Origin of the sequence: Rhodococcus sp. ARC_M12, from assembly GCF_022810385.1 — a bacterium.
In the GTDB taxonomy this organism is placed as follows: Bacteria; Actinomycetota; Actinomycetes; order Mycobacteriales; family Mycobacteriaceae; genus Rhodococcoides; species Rhodococcoides navarretei.
In genome coordinates, this window is sequence record NZ_JALGQI010000002.1 from 230,081 (window position 1) to 249,020 (window position 18,940).

Annotated in this window: 19 protein-coding genes; 3 read left to right on the top strand and 16 right to left on the bottom strand. The window is 65.5% G+C overall.

Going from position 1 to position 18,940, the window contains the following annotated elements:
• Positions 1–27: 27 nt before the first annotated feature.
• The 9 genes from MTX35_RS04670 to purL all read right to left on the bottom strand — a co-directional run bounded on the left by MTX35_RS04670 (position 28) and on the right by purL (position 12,280).
• On the bottom strand, positions 28–1,665 hold the full coding sequence (locus tag MTX35_RS04670; protein ID WP_243593842.1) for an ABC transporter ATP-binding protein: 1,638 nt from the start codon (positions 1,663–1,665) through the stop codon (positions 28–30).
• Entirely contained in the window at positions 1,662–2,630 is a 969-nt protein-coding gene (locus MTX35_RS04675) for an ABC transporter permease (protein WP_243593843.1), read from the bottom strand. Before MTX35_RS04675 ends, MTX35_RS04670 begins: the two co-directional genes overlap by 4 nt.
• Positions 2,630–3,625 (bottom strand): ABC transporter permease, encoded by a 996-nt coding sequence (locus MTX35_RS04680; RefSeq protein WP_243593971.1) that lies wholly within the window; start codon positions 3,623–3,625, stop codon positions 2,630–2,632. Before MTX35_RS04680 ends, MTX35_RS04675 begins: the two co-directional genes overlap by 1 nt.
• Before the next feature lie 96 nt (positions 3,626–3,721).
• On the bottom strand, positions 3,722–5,368 hold the full coding sequence (locus MTX35_RS04685) for an ABC transporter substrate-binding protein (RefSeq protein WP_374230240.1): 1,647 nt from the start codon (positions 5,366–5,368) through the stop codon (positions 3,722–3,724).
• Positions 5,369–5,511: 143 nt separating this feature from the next.
• Positions 5,512–7,074 carry an amidophosphoribosyltransferase gene (gene purF, locus MTX35_RS04690; RefSeq protein ID WP_243593845.1) on the bottom strand — a complete coding sequence of 521 codons (1,563 nt, stop codon included), beginning with the start codon at positions 7,072–7,074 and terminating at the stop codon, positions 5,512–5,514.
• A gap of 127 nt (positions 7,075–7,201) precedes the next feature.
• Positions 7,202–7,588 (bottom strand): sterol carrier family protein, encoded by a 387-nt coding sequence (locus MTX35_RS04695; RefSeq protein WP_243593846.1) that lies wholly within the window; start codon positions 7,586–7,588, stop codon positions 7,202–7,204.
• Between the two features lie 2 nt (positions 7,589–7,590).
• The gene (locus MTX35_RS04700; RefSeq protein ID WP_243593847.1) at positions 7,591–8,184 is read right to left on the bottom strand and encodes a CPBP family intramembrane glutamic endopeptidase; all 594 of its coding nucleotides are present in this window, start codon (positions 8,182–8,184) and stop codon (positions 7,591–7,593) included.
• Positions 8,181–9,908 (bottom strand): alpha/beta-hydrolase family protein, encoded by a 1,728-nt coding sequence (locus MTX35_RS04705; RefSeq protein WP_243593972.1) that lies wholly within the window; start codon positions 9,906–9,908, stop codon positions 8,181–8,183. Before MTX35_RS04705 ends, MTX35_RS04700 begins: the two co-directional genes overlap by 4 nt.
• An 80-nt stretch (positions 9,909–9,988) precedes the next feature.
• Entirely contained in the window at positions 9,989–12,280 is a 2,292-nt protein-coding gene (gene purL, locus MTX35_RS04710) for a phosphoribosylformylglycinamidine synthase subunit PurL (protein ID WP_243593848.1), read from the bottom strand.
• Positions 12,281–12,393: 113 nt separating this feature from the next.
• On the opposite strand from purL, the gene MTX35_RS04715 reads away from it, so the two are divergent.
• A complete protein-coding gene (locus MTX35_RS04715) occupies positions 12,394–13,158 on the top strand; it encodes a nucleoside phosphorylase (protein ID WP_243593849.1) in 765 nt (254 codons plus the stop codon).
• Between the two features lie 305 nt (positions 13,159–13,463).
• On the opposite strand, the gene MTX35_RS04720 is transcribed toward MTX35_RS04715, so the two are convergent.
• Positions 13,464–14,768 (bottom strand): M18 family aminopeptidase, encoded by a 1,305-nt coding sequence (locus MTX35_RS04720; RefSeq protein WP_243593973.1) that lies wholly within the window; start codon positions 14,766–14,768, stop codon positions 13,464–13,466.
• Positions 14,769–14,826: 58 nt separating this feature from the next.
• Between MTX35_RS04720 and MTX35_RS04725 the strand changes: the two genes are divergently transcribed.
• The gene (locus MTX35_RS04725; protein ID WP_243593850.1) at positions 14,827–15,723 is read left to right on the top strand and encodes a hypothetical protein; all 897 of its coding nucleotides are present in this window, start codon (positions 14,827–14,829) and stop codon (positions 15,721–15,723) included.
• A gap of 25 nt (positions 15,724–15,748) precedes the next feature.
• Here MTX35_RS04725 and MTX35_RS04730 read toward each other — a convergent pair whose 3' ends face one another.
• The 5 genes from MTX35_RS04730 to purS are packed head-to-tail and all read right to left on the bottom strand — an operon-like array spanning position 15,749 to position 17,538.
• A complete protein-coding gene (locus MTX35_RS04730; RefSeq protein ID WP_243593851.1) occupies positions 15,749–15,910 on the bottom strand; it encodes a hypothetical protein in 162 nt (53 codons plus the stop codon).
• Positions 15,907–16,236, bottom strand: coding sequence for a hypothetical protein (locus tag MTX35_RS04735; protein ID WP_243593852.1), 330 nt, complete (start codon positions 16,234–16,236; stop codon positions 15,907–15,909). The genes MTX35_RS04730 and MTX35_RS04735 overlap by 4 nt, the downstream gene beginning before the upstream one ends.
• A gap of 4 nt (positions 16,237–16,240) precedes the next feature.
• Positions 16,241–16,591 (bottom strand): VOC family protein, encoded by a 351-nt coding sequence (locus MTX35_RS04740; protein WP_243593853.1) that lies wholly within the window; start codon positions 16,589–16,591, stop codon positions 16,241–16,243.
• A gap of 36 nt (positions 16,592–16,627) precedes the next feature.
• Complete coding sequence (gene purQ / locus MTX35_RS04745; protein WP_243593854.1) at positions 16,628–17,305, bottom strand: phosphoribosylformylglycinamidine synthase subunit PurQ; 678 nt, start codon at positions 17,303–17,305, stop codon at positions 16,628–16,630.
• Positions 17,302–17,538, bottom strand: a complete 237-nt coding sequence (purS, locus tag MTX35_RS04750) for a phosphoribosylformylglycinamidine synthase subunit PurS (protein WP_243593855.1) — start codon at positions 17,536–17,538, stop codon at positions 17,302–17,304. Before purS ends, purQ begins: the two co-directional genes overlap by 4 nt.
• A 100-nt stretch (positions 17,539–17,638) precedes the next feature.
• On the opposite strand from purS, the gene MTX35_RS04755 reads away from it, so the two are divergent.
• Entirely contained in the window at positions 17,639–18,277 is a 639-nt protein-coding gene (locus tag MTX35_RS04755) for an MBL fold metallo-hydrolase (protein WP_243593856.1), read from the top strand.
• Here MTX35_RS04755 and MTX35_RS04760 read toward each other — a convergent pair.
• On the bottom strand, positions 18,274–18,894 hold the full coding sequence (locus MTX35_RS04760) for an LppP/LprE family lipoprotein (protein ID WP_243593857.1): 621 nt from the start codon (positions 18,892–18,894) through the stop codon (positions 18,274–18,276). The two genes, MTX35_RS04755 and MTX35_RS04760, sit on opposite strands and share 4 nt — an antisense overlap.
• Positions 18,895–18,940: the final 46 nt, after the last annotated feature.

The window sequence follows — 18,940 nt, forward strand, 5'->3', positions numbered from 1 at the left end:
ACCGGAGTGCCCGGTCAGGAGAAGAACTCACGTGTGCAGCCGCTTACCGGGAATCGCTGCCAACAGCTTCTTGGTGTAGTCCGCCTCCGGTGATCGCAGAATTTTCCACGGTGTTCCCTGTTCGACGATTCCCCCGCCCCGCAGCACCACCACGCGGTGCGCGACGCGATCGACCACCGCGAGGTCGTGGCTGATGAACAGGCACGCGAATCCGAACTCCCGCTGCAGTGCCTCGAACAGGTCGAGCACGGCCGCCTGCACCGAGACGTCCAGTGCACTGGTCGGCTCGTCCGCGACCACCAGATCCGGTCCCAGTACCAGTGCCCGCGCCAGGCTGACGCGTTGCCGCTGCCCACCGGAGAGCTCGTGCGGGTAACGCTTGTCGGTGCCGGACGGCAGTTGCACGGCGTCGAGCAACTCGGTCGTCCTGGCCGCGATCGCATCCTTGGAGCCGTACTTGTGCACGATCATCGGCTCGGCGATGCACTGTCCGACGGTCAGTCGGGGGTTCAGTGACGCCGACGGGTCCTGGAAGACGAACCCGAAGCGCTTCCGCAGGGGCTTGAGCTTGCGTTCGCTCACCCCTGCGATGTTCTGCCCCATCACCGTCACGCTTCCGCTGGTCGGCTTCTGCAGTGCCGCAACACATCTGCCGATCGTGGACTTACCCGAGCCGGATTCACCCACCAGGCCGAGGGTTTCGCCGCGGTGGATGGTGAGCGAGACGTCGTCGACCGCCCGGAAGGCAGGCGAGCCGACACCACCGGAGAACTGCACCACCAACCGAGAGACGTCGAGTACCGGTTCGCCCGACGTGTCGACGGTCTTGTCCGACTCCACCGCGGCCAGCGTCGGCACCGCGGCCAGCAGCTTCTTGGTGTAGTCGTCTGCGGGCGCATCGAAGAGCTGCGCCACCGGCGCTTCCTCGACGACGCGACCGTTCTGCATGACGACGACGCGGTCCGCCAGATCGGAGACGACGCCCATGCTGTGGGTGATGAGCACGATGGCACAACCCAGCCGATCCTTGAGATCGCGCAGTAGTTCGAGGATCTCGGCCTGCACCGTGACGTCGAGCGCGGTGGTCGGCTCGTCGGCGATGATGACTTTCGCCTCGCACGAGATGGCGATCGCGATCATGACGCGTTGCTTCTGCCCACCCGAGAGCTCGTGCGGATAGTACGAGAAGCGTTGTTCGGGGCTGGGCAGGCCGACCATCGTCAACAGTTCGACGGCCCGCGTCTTGGCGTCCTTGGCCGACATTCGCTTTCCGTCGTCGCGCGTATGCGCCCGCAGTGCCTCGACGATCTGATACCCGATGGTGAACAGCGGATCCAGAGCGCTGCCCGGTTCCTGGAACACCATCGAAATCTTGTTGCCGCGCAACTGCGCCCACGCCTTGTTGCTCAGCGTCGTGACGTCCTGGCCCCCGAGCACCACGTGGCCCTCCACGCGCGCGGTGTCGGGTAGCAGTCCGATGGCGGATCTGACGCTGACGGACTTGCCCGAGCCGGACTCGCCCACCACGGCCAGGACTTCACCGGGATACACCTCGAACGAGACCTCGGTGACGGCATCGACTTCGCCGGCATCGGTCAGAAACGTGACGGACAACGACTTCACCGACAGTGCGGACTCGCGTGGAGTCACAACGCTCGATGTCATACCTTCACCGCCTTCTTGAACTTCTTGCGGGTGCGCAGCAGCGGATTGAGTGTCTCGCTTGCGCTTTCGCCCACCATGGTCAGGCCGAGCACAACGAGCACGATGCCCAGGCCGGGGAACACCGACGTCCACCAGATGCCGTTGGAGATGTCGGGCAGCGCCTTGTTGATGTCGTAGCCCCACTCCGAGGCGGAGGTGGGCTCGATGCCGAACCCGAGGAATCCGAGTCCGGCCAGGGTCAGAATGGCCTCGGCCCCGTTCAGGGTGATGATGACCGGCAGCGTCTGCACCACGTTGGCAAGGATGTGGCGGAACAGTATTCGCGGAGTGCCGGCCCCGGTGACCCGGGCGGCGTCCACGTACGGTTCGGTCTTGACCGCCACGGTGGCGTTGCGTACCACGCGGAAGTACTGCGGCACGAAGATCGCCGTGATGGCTATGGCTGCGGATGCGATACCGCCGAAACTGGACGACTGACCACCCGCGACGACGATCGAGATGACCACCGCGAGCAGCAGCGACGGGAATGCGTACATCGCGTCCATGAACAGCACGAGCACTCGGTCGAACCACCGGCCGATGTACCCCGAGGCCAGACCGAGCGGAACGCCGATGATCAGCGAGAGAATCAACGACGACGCAATCACCATCAAAGCTGTTCTCGCACCGTAGATCACCCGAGAGAACACGTCCTCACCGCGGACCGAGGTACCGAACCAATGCTGCGCGGACGGTGCTGCCTGGCGGGCGAAGTCCTGCCCGGCGTCACTGGTCTGCGAGAACCCGTACGGCGCGAGAAGCGGAGCGAACACTGCGGCGATCACGAACCCCACCATCAGGACCAACCCGACGATCAAGGTGACGCGTTGCAAGCCCGATGTCGACTTCACGAACGCGACGCCGGGAACTCCTCGACGGTGCGGGCGGGTGGGCGGGACGTCGGACAGCACGACTTCCGTGCTCATCAGAACCTCACTCTCGGGTCGATGAGTGCGACGATCGCGTCGGTGAAGAAGCTGACGACGGCGACCACCACGGCCAGGAACGTCACAATGCCCTGCACGGCAACAAAATCGCGGGCCTGCAGGTAGCGGGCGAGTTCGTAGCCGAGGCCCTGCCACTCGAACGTGGTCTCGGTCAATACCGCGCCGCCGAGCAGCACGGCGATCTGCAGGCCGATGACGGTGACGATCGGAATCATGGCGTTGCGGAACGCATGGCGTCGCGTCACCGTGCCCTCGCTCAATCCGCGAGCGCGGGCGGCATCGACGAAGGGTGCCTGCAGCGTTTGAATCAGGTTGACGCGCACCAACCTCAGAAACACTCCGGCCGTCAACAGACCCAGGGCGAGAGCGGGCAGCACCGCGTGCTCGAGCACGTCGATGGTGTAGCCCGTGTCGCCGTACAGGAACGAATCGACTATCAGAATGTTGGTCTTGGGTGAGACGTTCTGCAGTGCCAGTTCCACATTGGTGCTGGCTCGTCCCGCCACCGGCAGCCAGCCGAGCTTGACGGCGAACAGCAGCTTGAGCAGCATGCCGACGAAGAACACCGGGGCCGCGTACGCCAGGATCGCGAAGATTCGCAGCGAGGCGTCGCCGAATCGGTCTCGATGGGTGGCGGCGAAGAACCCGAGCGGAATACCGACCGCGAAGGCCACCAGCAGAGCCCAGAAGGCCAATTCCAGTGTGGCAGCACCGTTGACGAGTAGGACGTCACTGATCGCGCGATTGTCGGTGGCCGAGCGGCCGAAGTCGCCGCGCAGCAAACCGGTCAGGTACTCCCAGTACTGCGTCAGGATCGGCCGGTCGTAGCCGGCCTCGGCCTTGCGTTGGGCGATCTGTTCGGCGGGTAGGCGGCCGCCGAGGGCGGCGGTGATCGGATCACCGATGACCCGCATGAGAAAGAAGACGACGGTGACGAGAATCCAGGCAGTCGGAATGATCAGCAGAAATCTGATCCCGAGATAGCGGGCGAGCGCGCCGTATCGTGACGGCGCGCTCGCCTGCTTCGCTTGCTTCTCCCCTACCGGCGCGTCCGCGGTAGTGGGCACCGGTCAGCTCTTGGCGAGAGTGACGAAACGGAACTTGAACGAGGCGTCGAGAGTCTCGTCGACACCGCTGATCTCGTCGGTGGCGACGGCGATCTGCTTGCCCTCCAACAACGGAAGCGTCGGCAGGTAGTTCGTCGCCAGCTCGGTCTGAATCTGACCGATGATCTGCATCCGCGCATTTTCGTCGGCCGTCGTGCGCTCGAGATCGAGCAGCGAGGTGATCTCCGGGCTCTCGAAGTGCGACTGCAGGAAGTTGTCCGGTGCGAAGAACGGCGTCAGGTAGTTGTCTGCGTCGGGGTAGTCCGGGAACCAACCCAGCTGGTACACCGGGTACGCGTCGGCGACGCGTTCCTTGGTGTACGTGCTCCACTCGGTCGACTGCAGGTTCACGTTGAACAGGCCCGTCGCGTCGAGCTGACTCTTGATCGCGGCGTACTCCTCGCTCGAGGACGAACCGTAGTGGTCCGGGTTGTACTGCAGGTTGAGCTGGATCGGGGTGGCAACGCCTGCGGCGGAGAGGAATCCGGCAGCCTCGTCCCGGTCGGGTGCCTCGCCGTAGACGTCGGAGAAGGCCGTGTTGGAGCCCTCGAGACCGGTCGGGACCACCGAGTACAGCGGGGTGTACGTGCCCTTGTAGACGCTGTCGGAAAGCGCCTGGCGATCGACGGAGGCCGCAATTGCCTTGCGCACGGCCAACTTCTGCTCAGGAGTGTCGCCGGGCATCGTGTTCATGTTGAACACCATGTAGCGAGATTCGCCACCGGGACCCTCGTGCACCGTCAGACCGTCGACGGCTCCGAGCGATTCGACGTCGGTCGGAGTCAGCGAGCGCCATGCCACGTCGATGGCCTTGTTCTGCACGTCGAGCTTGAGGTTGTCGGAGCTGGTGTAGTACTTCACGTTGATCGACGACGTCTTCGGCGTTCCGAGAATGCCGTTGTAGTCGCCGTTCGCGGCAAAGCTGACGAGGGAGTTCTTGGCGTAGCTCGAGATCGAGTACGGACCGGCGAACGGCGTACCCGCCACGATGGCATCGTCGTCGAGTACGGAGTCTGCCGGGAAGACGGTCTGATCGACGATCGGGCCTGCCGGGGTCGCCAGAATCTGCGGGAACGTCTGGTCGTTCGCAGCCTTCAGGGTGAACTCGACGGTCTTCTCGTCCGGCGTGGCGATGCTGTCGAGGTTGGTCAACAGCGACGCAGGCCCGTTGGGATCGTTGATCGCGACGATTCGATCGAACGAATACTTCACGCTCTCACTCGTCAGTGGGTTGCCGTTCGCGAACGTCAGGTCGTCCTTGAGCGTGCACGTGTAGACGGTCGGCTCGGCGAAGTCGCAACTCTCGGCGGCGTCGGGCTCGAGCTCGGAGCTACCGGGGGCGAAGTTCATCAGGAAGGGATACGTCTGGTTCATCACCATGAACGAGCCGTTGTCGTACGAGCCGGCGGGGTCGAGTGACGTCACCTGGTCGGTGGTTCCGACGGTGATCGTCTCGCCGCCGCCGCTGTCGCCGGATCCGCCGGCGTCGTCGGTGCGGCCCGAGCCGCAGGCCGCCGCAGTCAATGCGAGTACCGACAGTGCTGCCACTGCAGCGGTCTTCTTGCTGTGCTTGCGCACGGCGGTCTTCGATGCCGCGCTGTAGCGCTGCATGCGTCCGTCGTCGGGCGACAGGGTCATCTGATGCCTCTATCCAAATCGGTGTGTCCTATGTAACTGAAAGGACAGTACCGACGGACTGTTTCCAATATGTGGCATTGAGAAAACCCCGCTGTTCCCTCGCAGGAACGCCCAGCTCACGGACGACTCAGAGCGCTCACATTCGCATCGTTGTCCACCGGCTGCCCGGCGGCCGAGGCAAGCAGGCCCTCGAGAACGTGCTTGCCGAGCGCATTGTCGGCAGGCAGATCGATCGGGTACTTGCCGGTGAAACATGCTGCACACAAGCGCGATTCAGGCTGCTCGGAGGCAGCGATCATGCCGTCGATGGAGATGTACCCCAGCGAATCGGCGCCGATCGCCTGTCGAACGCCCTCGAGAATGCCGTCCTCGGAGTCGACACCGTTGGCGATCAGCTCTGCGGGAGAAGCGAAGTCGATGCCGTAGAAGCAGGGCCAACGTACCGGCGGCGACGCGATACGCACGTGAATTTCCAGCGCACCGGCCTCGCGCAGCATCCTGATCAGGGCGCGCTGAGTGTTGCCGCGAACGATCGAATCGTCCACCACCACCAGCCTTTTGCCCCGTATGACCTCTTTGAGAGGGTTGAGTTTGAGCCGGATGCCGAGTTGGCGGATGGTCTGCGACGGCTGAATGAACGTGCGGCCCACGTAGGCGTTCTTCATCAGGCCCTGGCCGTAGGGGATGCCGGAGCCCTGCGCGAAACCGACCGCGGCGGGAGTTCCGCTCTCGGGCACGGGAATCACCAGGTCACCCTCGGCCGGATGCTCCTTCGCGAGTCGTCGTCCGATCTCGACTCGCGTCGAGTGCACCGACCGGCCACCGATGACGCTGTCGGGCCGGGCGAGGTAGACGTACTCGAACACACAGCCCTTGGGCTCGGGGGCCGCGAATCGCGAGGACCTGACACCGTCGGCATCGATCGCGAGCAGTTCACCGGGCTCGATGTCGCGGACGAACGCGGCACCGACGATGTCGAGTGCCGCCGTCTCGCTGGCCACCACCCAGCCGCGATCGAGGCGGCCGAGGCACAGCGGGCGCACGCCGTGCGGGTCGCGCGCGGCGTAGAGGGTGTGCTCGTCCATGAATGTCAGGCAGAAGGCACCCTTGAGCAGTGGCAGCAATTCCATTGCCGCCTGCTCGATGGTGCAGTCGGCGGCCTTGTGCGCCAGCAGCGCGGTCACGACGTCGGAATCCGAGGTGCCGTTGCCCTGCAGCCGGTCGCTGATCAGCCCCGCGTCGCGCGCCTTGGTGGCGAGCTCGGCGAAGTTCACCAGATTTCCGTTGTGGCCGAGCGCAATCCCGGTCCCGGCGGTGGTGGTGCGGAAGATCGGCTGCGCGTTCTCCCACGTGACCGATCCACTGGTGGAGTAGCGGCAGTGTCCGATGGCGACGTGCCCGGGCATCGCGCCGAGTGTCTGCTCGTCGAACACCTGGCTGACGAGACCGAGATCCTTGAACACCAGCACCTGGGAGCCGTCGGACACTGCGATGCCGGCAGCCTCCTGACCACGGTGTTGGAGCGCGTAGAGACCGTAATAGGAGAGCTTGGCCACATCCTCGCCCGGTGCCCATACTCCGAACACTCCGCACTCCTCGCGCGGTTCGTTCTCCGGTTCGTCGAGCGGTTTGCCTGCCAGAAGGTTCGGACTGTCGACCGACAAATCGGCGTTGGTCACGGGCATTGCTCCCTTGGGGGTACGGGGCGGGGGGCCGTGCCCGAGTCTACGGGCACACGGCCGGAGTCAACGCATCGTGTGTACGGGAGATTCCCGGTCGGTGAACGAGTGTCCGATTCCGAGCCGATCACCTGATGGACAACAGTGGCAGCCAGCGACCCACTTCGGCTGCTCTGCTGCCCGACGCATCGATCGAACCGTCGGCGAGAGCCTCGGCGAAATCGCGGACTCCAGTGACCACCTGCAGCCACGTCAGCGCATCGGTCTCGACCACGTTCGGCGGGGTCCCCCGCGTGTGACGCGGACCCTCGATGCACTGCACCGCGACGAACGGCGGCACCCGCACCTCCACCGAGGATCCCGGTGCATTCTGACCGAGAGTTCTGGCGGTGGTGCGTACAGCGGCGGCGATCTGCGCCCGCGCAGGCTTGTCCGCCTCACCCTTGATCCATTGCTCGACGGCCAGAACGGCGTCACGTACCTCGGCGGGGCCGACTTCCTTGTGCGGTGGCACTGCTACTGACTCCTGTCGTTCGCCGCGAGATGCGCCAGCACGGCACCGCTGGCGTTGAGGAAGTAGTGCAGCAAGGCCGGGGCGAGCACGCTCCCGCTGCGGGACCGCAACCACGAGAACACAACGCCCGCGGCCGTGGTCGCGACCACTGTTCCGACCACGCTGTCACCCGCAGAGCGAGCCGGGTGGATGTGCCACAGGCCGAAGAAGATCGGCGACAGCACCGGCGACGCGGCGTCGAGCACACCGCGGAACAGCAACTCCTCGGTCAGCACCGTCCCCACCGGAATCCGAAACAACACCCACTCGGCCAGATCGTCCTCGGACGGCCGGACACGGCGTCGCAACGCCGGAATCGCCGCGACGACGGCAGCTCCGAGCACCGGAATCGCCGACGCCGCAGCGCCCCACTTCAGACCGGCAGCAGTGTTGCGCAGACCGAGTTTCTCCGCGTCCGTTCGGGACAGTGCAGCCACACCGACGGCGAACGAGGCATTGGCCACCGCCCGTCCCCGGGCATCGAGACCCGTCGACGGCAGCACGACCGTGCTCCACGCCGTCGTCGCTGAGCCGACCAGCAGCGCTTCGGTGCTCACTTCTCGGGACCGTCTCGGCCGGCGAACTGCTCCATGACGCCGCGAACTCGTTCGGTGTCGCGGTCGGTCCACCCCTCGGGCGCGGCGACGGCCACCCAGCCGTCGAGCACGAGGGTTCCGTAGTTGTGGCCATGCCCGTCGGGAACGCCTGCGGCGTTGGTCAGATCGGCGGCCACCTGCCAGAAGGTGACGACCGGGAACCATCGCATGCTCGGCAGCCGGTCCGGTCCCGGTGGCTCCGAGAGCCAGTCGGGACGCTCGAACAGCAGGTCCGGTGACCACCAGACGACCGGATCCGACGCGTGCTGGACGTAGAGGATCCGCGGCTCGTACCACGGCTGATCCTCCGGCGGGATGCCCGTCGAGTTGTCGGCGAATCGGACGGTCAGGCCCTCGGAGTACACCGGCCGAACCTCGGGACTTCCCGGGTCACGCCTATTGACGAACTGACTCCAGATGCGGTTGTTGTTCGGCGGTCCCACCCACAGGACCCCGTCGGTGGTGGCTCTGATGTCGGCCAGGCCGGTGAACGCACCCTCGCCCGCCTGAGTACCGAGGCTCTCGCCGTAGACGTAGAACTTGGGGCGCGTTGCCTCCGGTTCCTGCAGCCAGCGGTCGTGCACCTTGTCGATCAGAGCTTTGCCTGCCTGCGCGGCCTTGTCTCCCTCCGCGATGAAGGAGATCCAACTCGGGAGGTACGAGTACTGGGATGCGACGGTGGCGACATCGCCGTCGAACATGAGCTCTTCGGCTTCGATGGCGGTGGGGTTGACCCATCCGGTCCCGGTGGTCGGAACGACGACCAGGGCCGCACGTTGGAATGCCCCGGTGCGTTCGAGTTCGGCGACCACGATGTTCAGTCGTTCGTCCTGCGTCTCTGCGGTTTCCAGGCCTGCGTAGGCCCGGATCGGCTCGAGACTCGGACGGCCCGTGGCCCGCTCCATCTCGTCGGCGCGCAGCCCACTCGAGACGAAGTTGCGCCCCTCGAAACCCAGAGTGTCCCACGGTGCCAACGAGTTCGGGCTGCCGGAGCGTTCGTCGGCAACGGGTTGCTCTGCGCCGTCCCGGGTTTCGTCGTTCTGCAGGCTGAAGGCCGAGTTGGTGACCTCGGAGACCGCACGCAGCAGCACACCCTGAACCAGGGCGACGGACAGCACGACCAGGACGACGACCCCGAGCGCATTGGCCACTTCTCGCGGCATCTTGACGATGCGGTTGATCTGACGGGCGACCAGCCGAACGAGGTCGCGCAACACCCGCCACACCGAGATCAACAGTGCCGCAACGGCGATACTGAGCGCGCCGGTGCGGAGGTACCCCGTAGTGGTCGTCCCCTCCGCGTCCATCAGCGCGGCCAGCTCACGCTGCCATTCCGCCGAGATCGCCAGCATGATCATCGATGCCGCGATCGCCATTACGGGCACAGCGACTTTGACGGCCAGCTCGACCGTGCGAGGCAACGGCCACCACGATCGGGACGAGAGCCACCATCGGGTCACGGCCCACCCCACCGCGATGCCGAATGCGTAGCCGATGGCCGCGTTGATACCGCCGATGATGCCCTGGAACAACCATCCCCGAGGGAGCAGAGACGGAGTCAACGACCAGCAGAAGAACAACGCGCTGAACGCGATTCCGGTGAAGTCCAGGCGCAGCAGGCCCCACGCCCACATGACGAACGGATGCTTGTCGGGCGACGGGACCGAGAATTCGACCGACGGCAGGTGGTACCGGTGATGCTGATCCTGCTCGAGTGCGGGCTCGGTCTCCTTCCGACGCTCCGATACCTGTCCCCCCACCTCGGTCAGCCGAAGAGTCTGGGAAGAGTGCTCTCGAACGTCTCGCGCAGTTCCGTCATCGGGACGGAGAACTGCCCTTGCACCTCGATCGAGTCCGAGCCCTCGTCGACGACGCCGATGCGCGCCCACGGCAGACCGCGGGCGGTGCACATGCCGTTGAAGCGAGTTTCTTCCGTGCGCGGTACCGCGACCAGTACGCGGCCCGAGGACTCGGAGAACAGCGTCACGAACGGATCGGTGCCCTCGGGAAGGATGATGCGGCAACCGGTTTCGCCGGCCAGAGCGGCTTCGACGACGGCCTGGGCGAGGCCGCCCTCGGACAGGTCGTGTGCCGCCGAGACCAGTCCGTCACGCGAGGACGAGAGCAGAATGTCGGCCAGCAACTGCTCGCGGGCCAGATCGACCTTCGGCGGTACGCCACCGAGGTGATCGTGCTCGACCTGCGCCCAGATGGATCCGTCGAACTCGTCGTAGGTGTCGCCGAGCAGGATGAGCGTCTCACCGGGCTCGAGACCGAGGCCGGTGGGGATGCGGCGATGGACGTCGTCGATGACGCCGAGAACACCGACGACGGGCGTCGGCAGGATCGGCTCGGCACCGGTCTGGTTGTAGAAACTGACGTTGCCGCCGGTCACCGGGATGCCGAGGGTGACGCAGCCGTCGGCCAGTCCGCGCACGGCCTGCTGGAACTGCCACATGACGCCCGGATCCTCGGGCGAGCCGAAGTTCAGGCAGTTGGTGACGGCCTTGGGCGTCGCGCCGGTGACCGCAACGTTGCGGAACGCCTCGGCGAGCGCGAGCTGCGCACCCCGATACGGATCGAGTGCGGTGTAGCGGCCCGACGCGTCGGTGGCCAAAGCGATTCCGCGACCGGTCTTCTCGTCGATGCGGATCACTCCGGCATCGGCGTTCTCGGCGAGGACGGTGTTGCCGCGCACGTAGCGGTCGTACTGCTCGGTGATGAACCGGCGGCTGCACAGCTGCGGCGAGCCGATCATCTTCAGCAGCGTCGCCCTCAGCTCGTCCCCGGTTTCCGGGCGCTGCAGCGACGCAGTGGTGTTCGCTACCAGGTCGTCCTGAGTGGCGGGACGCTGCACCGGACGGTTGTAGACCGGTCCCTCGTGCGCAACGGTCTTCGGCGGAACATCGACGACGGTGTCGCCGTGCCAGGTGATCTGCAGATGTTCACCGTCGGTGACCTCACCGATGACGGTGGCCAGCACGTCCCACTTCTTGCAGACGGCCATGAACGCGTCGACGTTGTCGGGCGTCACCACCGCGCACATGCGCTCCTGGGATTCGCTCGAGAGCACCTCGGCGGGCGTCATGCCGGTGGCGCGCATCGGCACCTTCTCCAGCTCGATGTGCATGCCGCCGCTGCCGGCGGAGGCGAGTTCCGAAGTGGCACAGGACAATCCGGCACCGCCGAGGTCCTGGATACCGACGACCAACTTGTTGGAGTACAGCTCGAGGCAGGCTTCGATGAGCACCTTCTCGGTGAACGGATCGCCCACCTGGACCGCGGGGAGCTTCTTGCGGCCGCCGCCGGTCTCGTCACCGTCGAACGTCTCCGAGGCGAGGACGGACACGCCGCCGATGCCGTCGAGACCGGTGCGGGCACCGAACAGAATGATCTTGTTGCCCAGGCCCGACGCGAAGGCAAGGTGCATGTCCTCGACGCGCATGACGCCGGCACACAGGGCGTTCAGCAGGGGGTTACCGGCGTAGGAGGCGTCGAACACCGTCTCGCCGCCGATGTTGGGCAGGCCGAGGGAGTTTCCGTAACCGCCGACGCCTGCGACGATGCCGCTCAGGACGCGGCGCGTATCGGGTGCATCCGCAGCACCGAATCGCAGCTGGTCCATGACGGCGATCGGGCGCGCGCCCATGGCCATGATGTCGCGGACGATGCCGCCGACGCCGGTGGCTGCACCCTGGTAGGGCTCGACGTACGACGGATGATTGTGGCTCTCGACCTTGAACGTCACGGCCCAGCCGTCGCCGACGTCGACGACGCCCGCGTTCTCACCGATACCGGCGAGCATGGGCTTGCGCATCTCGTCGGTGGTGGTCTCACCGAAGTACTTCAGGTGCACCTTCGAGGACTTGTACGAGCAGTGCTCGCTCCACATGACGGAGTACATCGCCAACTCGGCGTCGGTGGGCCGACGGCCGAGGATTTCCCTGATGCGGACGTATTCGTCGTCCTTGAGTCCGAGTTCCTTGTACGGCTGCGCAACGTCGGGGGTGGCGACGGCGTTGGAGACGGTGTCTGTGGGTACGGAGCTAGCGGACACGAGGAATAGGTCCCTTCGATGGAGCGAAATGCCAGGGAGAGTCTATCGGGACCCTGCGACATGTATGGCATCGGTCGTGCAGGGCTGCGCTTCGGTCGTGCGAACATCACCTCATGGACATCGCGCTGACCGAGGACGATCTGGACGAAACGGGCGTCATCGACCCGTCGATGGTGGCCAAGGGAGTCGACGTCCCGCCGAAAGCCGTCGTCTGTTTCTTCTCCGAGGTTATCGAGAGCATCTGCGCGAAAGGCGACGCCCGAGTCGTCTCGATCATGCGCTCCGAGCACGGCGAACACCCCGTCTACGAGATCGAACGGAACGGGCAGAAGCTTGCTGTCTTCCACCCCGGCGTCGGCGCGCCACTGGCCGCGCTGTTCCTGGAGGAGGCCATCGCGATGGGCTGCACGCAGTTCGTGGCCGTGGGCGGCGCGGGAGCACTGTCCGACGACCTGGGCATGGGACACGTCATGGTGGTCGACAGCGCCCTTCGCGACGAGGGCACCTCGTTCCACTACCTACCGCCGGGCCGGGTGGTCGACGCCGATCCGGACGGAGTGGCCGTGCTGCAGTCGGTGCTCACCGACGCCGGAATCGACTTCGTCACCGGCCGGTCCTGGACGACGGATGCGCTCTACCGCGAGACCCGTGCGCGCGTCTCCCGTCGCGTCGAAGAGGGCTGCCGAACCGTCGACATGGAAGCCTCGGCCTTCTGCGCCGTTGCCCGATTCCGCGGAGTGCGATTCGCGCAACTGCTGTACGCCGGTGACTCCCTGGCCGCCGACTGGGATCACCGCGGCTGGACCAAGGCAACAACAGTGCGCGAACAGTTGTTCTGGCTCGCGGCGGATGCGTGTCTGCAACTCGATCCTGTGTAGCGCGCGGGTCCGCCGCGCTGGGCCATCGGGATTCGCAGCGCTGGGCCATCGGGATTCGCAAACGCGCGCGCGTTTGCTGAATCACCCCGGATTAGGTAGCGAATCCGCGCGCACCTGGCGAATGCGCGCGCGTTTGCGATTGCCGAACGAGGAACGATGTCGCGCCGCGGTATTCGGCTTCCGCCCACACCCTCCGCCCCATCGGGATTCGCAAACGCGCGCGCGTTTGCTGAATCACCCCGGATTAGGTAGCGAATCCGCGCGCAGCTGACGAATGCGCGCGCGTTTGCGACCGGTGATCGGGCTCAGGCAGGGGCGAGGAAGGCCGCCAAGGCGTCGGCGTACAGCTTCACGTCCGCGGCTCCCATCAACTCTCGCGAGGAGTGCATGGCGAGCTGCGCTGCACCGACGTCCACCGTCGACAGTCCGGTGCGCGACGCAGTGATCGGCCCGATGGTCGATCCGCACGGCAGATCGGCGCGATGTACGTAGCGCTGCAGGGGAACTCCGGCCTGATCACACGCTAGTGCGAAGGCACCCGCACCCGCGGAATCCGTTGCGTAGCGCAGGTTCTGGTTGACCTTCAGCACCGGTCCCCCGCCGAGCTCGATGCGGTGCGCAGGCTCGTGCCGATCCGGGTAGTTCGGATGCGTTGCGTGTGCCATATCGCCCGATGCACAGACGGATCCGGCCATCGCGCGGAGAAACTCCTCACGGCCACCGCCGCGTCCGATCACGATGCGCTCGAGCACGGTGTTCAGCAGATCCGAGAACGCGCCGCGGTCGGACATGCTGCCGACTTCCTCGTGATCGAACAGCGCAAGAACCGGCGTGACGGCAGTCGGATTGTCGACTGCTGCAAGCAAAGCCTGAGTTCCGGCGTAGCAGGTACCTTGATTGTCCAGACGCGGCGCGCTGACCAGCTCGGACTCGACGCCCACGACGGCACTGGGCGCGAGATCGTGTGTCATCAGCTCCCAACCCAACACCGAATGCGGGTCGACGCCTTCTCGCTCGGCGACGTAGGAGATGAACGACTGCGGCGAATTGCCTACTCCCCAAATGGCATTGACGTGCCGCTGCGGATCGAGGGTGACGCCCTTACGATCCTCGGACAGGTGGATCGCCAGCTGAGGAACTCGCAGAATGGGCTCGTCGACCTTCACCAGCACCTCGCGCACGGCATTTCCGTCGCGCACACTCAACCGGCCGGAGATACCCAGATCGCGGTCGAGCCAGGAGTTGAGCCACGCGCCGCCGTACGGTTCGAGGCCCACCATCTGCCAGCCTGCGGACTGCAGATCGGGATGCTGCTTCACGCGGAGGTTCGGGCTGTCGGTGTGTCCGCCGACGATGCGGAAGGGGCCATCGGGAGTGGAGCCTGCGGAACGACCCGAATCACGCTCGGTACTCCACGCGACGAGCGAACCGCCGCGGATGAGGTAGTAGCGACCCGCCTCGGTCGGCCATGCATCGGTCTCGTCCAGCCGCACGAACCCGGCATCCTCGAGCTGCACCGACACCGTCCGACACACATGGAACGGGGACGGCGAGACGTCGACGAAGTTGCAGAGACCGGTTGCGGAGGCATGAGTCGACATGGGAACCATTGTGGCAGCCGCCGCGTCGAACACCTCGAGAGCACACACCGACCGGGGGGACAACGTCATGAAATTTCATTCTTTGCCTGACTACGGCGCAGTTCATGCGACCACATTCGCCATCGTGCGGATGAAGACGATCGAAGCATTTCGCAAGCGAGGGGTGGTGGTTCACCGCGAGGACGCGACGACTTTGGCGGTGGGCTCGGACGTTCGTATGTCACTGAACAATGTGTTCGCTCGGTGCTCCGGGGTGAGTCGATCGGCGTGGGACGGCATCATCGCCGGCCATGTCGACCTCATGATCGAGACGATGCGCGAGGCGGATCCCACGTTCTTCACCGGACTGTCGGACGACGAGTTCCACTCGAGGCTGCGCGAGCGCGTCATCGCTCCGTCCGCCCTGGCGGCTATGGGTGAGTGCGAGTACGAGTATTCCGTCCCGCTACTCGACGTGCCGGGCGCACCGAGGCGGGTACTGAACCTGTCTTCTCCGAATCGCGCTGTGACACTGGCAGATCGACATCTCGTAGGCCGAGACCTGAACGCCGCCTGGGCAGCCGGCCGAAGGAACACCGCAGCGCTGAAGTTCGAGGACGGCCGAATTCTCAGCAGAAACAGCATCGACATCGAGGTCCTCAGCGGCGATTCGATCTACCTCGCGTCGAAAGTCGCCGATATGTCCACGCTGATCTCCGCACACCTCGGCGAATGTCTGTACGGCGTATTGTTCGTCGTTCCCAATGCCTACGAGTTCATTTTTCACCGGCCACGCAACGCCGACGTGGCGCTCGCGGCAGCAGCCGAGCTCGCCGATCTGGCAGATATGTTCAGTCGTGACACGCCGAGCCCACTGTCACGCTCGGTGTTCTTCTGGCGAGACGGCGAGTACTGCGACGTATCGAGCGGGCCCACGGGAGTTTTCGCCTCTACCTTGGCAGAGCTTCGAGCGTGCGCGGCCTGACCGCGATCACGTGCCGGTCGACCCGCTATTCGGGCGGCGGAGTGGTGGGCCGTCCGGCTGCAGCGTCGCGAATCCAGTCGGGTACGGGTTGATGATCGCGTTCGGCCATGGTGATGTACGCGCGGGCAGCGGCGGCGGCGACCGTGGGCCGTGGTGCTCTGACGTTGCGTTCGTCGGTGGTGGTCATCGCGGGTCCTCCTGCTCGCTCTCGCCGTCAGTGTCCTCGGTTTCGCGCGGTTGCGCCAGTGCGCGACGTGCAGATCGGCCCGCAACGGCCAGCAGCACCTTGCGTTCGGTGCTGGTGATGAGCGGGGAGTCGGTGACCGTCGCAAAGACGTCCCAGCCGAGTTCTGCTTCGTCATCACTGTCACTGACGGTGTGGTCGAGGCACCAGGCGATTCGCTGCCAGGCCTGGGCCCGTTTGTCGGCGACGGTGCGCTGACGAATGGTGAGAGCGACTCCGAGGACGGCGAGCACACCGACGATCAGGGTGACCCACGATTGGGCGGGCATCCGCTCAGTGCGACCCGGACACGCAGAACGAGTTGCCGTCGGGATCGGTCAGGGTGACCCAACGAAACTCGCCCATGGTGTGCTGCGAAACTTCACCCGCACCCGCCTCGAGCAGGCGCGCGACCTCACCGTCGAGATCAGCGGTGGTCATGTCGAGGTGGACGCGATTCTTGCCGGGCGTCGGGTCGTCGATCTTCTGAAAGGCCATTCGGTACGGCGCGGCGGCGAGTTCGACGACGTAGAACCAGCCGTCGTTCTCCTCCACGATCGTTCCGTCCACCTGCGCCGCCCACCAGCGTGCGAGCGGTTTCGGATCGGTGGTGTCGAACGTGATCATCCCCAACGTCAGTGTCATGGCGGCACGATAACCGCCGCCACCGACAGGTTCGGGTCAGGCGTTGACGATCGTGTCCAGTGCCGAGTAGAAGATGCCCAAGCCGTCGTCGCTCGGTCCGGTCAGCGGCTCGGTGGCGTGCTCGGGGTGCGGCATCAAACCGACGACCCGGCCGTTGGCCGAGGAGATACCGGCGATCCCGCGCTGCGATCCGTTCGGGTTGGTTCCGCTGTAACGGAACACCACCCGGCCCTCGCCCTCGAGCTCGTCGAGCACGTTCTGCGGTGCCTGGAACCGACCCTCGGCGTTCTTGACCGGAATCAGGATCTCCGCACCGGGCTCGTAGCGCGACGACCACGCAGTGTCGGTGTTGTCCACTGCCAGCCACTGATCGCGGCAGACGAAGTGGAGCCCTTCGTTGCGGGTCAGCGCGCCGGGAAGCAGCCCCACCTCACAGAGCACCTGAAAGCCGTTGCAGATCCCGAGAACCGGCATACCGCCCTCGGCTGCTTTCACGACGGACTCCATCACGGGAGCGAAGCGGGCGATTGCGCCGGCCCGGAGGTAGTCGCCGTAGGAGAATCCGCCGGGTACGACGATGGCGTCGACGTTCTTCAGATCGGCGTCGGCGTGCCACAGACTGACGGCTTCTCCGCCGGCAAGGGTGACTGCGCGGGAGGCGTCGACGTCGTCGAGTGTGCCGGGGAAGGTGATGACACCTACGCGGGCGCTCATGAGGTGCGGGTCACTTTCCAGTCCTCGATCACCGTGTTGGCGAGCAGCGATTCGGCAATCTTCTCGAGCTCCGCGTCGTCGACGGAATCGTCGATCTCGAGCTCGAAGCGCTTGCCCTGGCGAACGTCGGACACGCCCGAGATTCCCAGACGACCGAGCGCTCCCGCGATCGCCTGACCCTGCGGATCGAGAATCTCGGCCTTGGGCATGACATCGACAACGACTCGGGCCACGAAAGTGCTCCTTGAAATACGTACAGCAAGACAGTTACCGGCAGGTGGGAGTCTACGCAGCCCTGGCGGGAGGCGCGAAACCGCGCTTACTGTGGAGTCCATGCGGCTGACTCACTTCGGACATTCCTGCGTTCTCGTCGAACTCAACGGCACCACCGTCCTGTTCGATCCGGGCACGTTCTCCCACGGGTTCGAGGGCATCACCGGACTCGATGCCATCCTCGTCACCCATCAGCACCCGGATCACGTCGATTTGCAACGACTTCCCGCTCTCGTCGAGGCCAATCCGCGAGCGGCACTGCACGCCGATCCGATGACCGCGGGCCAACTCGGCGGCAAGTGGGCGGCGGCTCCTGCAGGCAAGGCCTTCACTGTTGGCGGCATCACCGTCACCGGTGTGGGCGGCACTCATGCCGTCATTCATCCCGAACTGCCGGAGATCGACAACACCGGCTACCTGCTCGGCACTCCGGAGAATCCAGGCCAGCTGTTCCACCCGGGCGACTCGCTGTTCGTACCCGAGCAGCAGGTCGAGGTGCTCGCGCTTCCCGCAGCCGCACCGTGGTCGAAGCTCTCCGAGACCGTCGAATTCCTGCGCGCAGTGGCCCCGAGGATGGCGTTTCCCATCCACCAGGCCATCGTCGCGGAACAGGCGAGGGGCGTCTACTACGGCCGCTTCAAGGAGATGTCCGACGCCGAAATCCGCGAGCTTCCCGAGGAATCGTCCGTCTCGATCTAGCCGGTGACCTCGGGCGGGAGGGTGCCGATCATGGTCACCTGCGTCCCGTCCCAGCGATAGTCGATCGTCACCGGTCCGCCGGTGGGATTGGCGTTGGCGTCGTCGGCGAGTGGCCAGCGGTAGTTCACCGTGACGGTGTCGGCGGATTGCGCCGCCACAGAAGTGAATCCGTAGGGCTCGAGCGTGGCCGTACCCAGATATTCGGCGTCGTGGAAGAACAGCAGATGCGTCGGCGAGCTCACCGTCGCGCCGTACGGCAGCGCTTCCACCCAGGTGAACGACGCACACGGATCGCCCATGTCGGTGGCGACCCAGGGTGAATCGGCGAACACCAGCGGCAGCGAGTCCACGGCCTGTGTCACCGGTGCCGACGCCAGATCGAGACACTGCGGCTCGTCGTCAGGCGGGCCCATCGGAACCAGGTCGCCGGTCTCCTCGGGCGGGGTCCGCTGCGGCTGCGTTCCTTCGGTTGCCGGATCCGGCGTCACCTGTGCTGGGCTTTCCGGTGTGGTCGCCGAAACGGCCGAGGACGGTGCTGCCGACGGCGTTCCCTGCTCCGACCCGCCGCACGCGACGAGAGCTGTTGCACCGACTGCAAGGAGCAGAAGTCGTTTCATGTAGACCGCCTGGTTCGATTTGTCCGACGCCAGGTATGTCCACTCG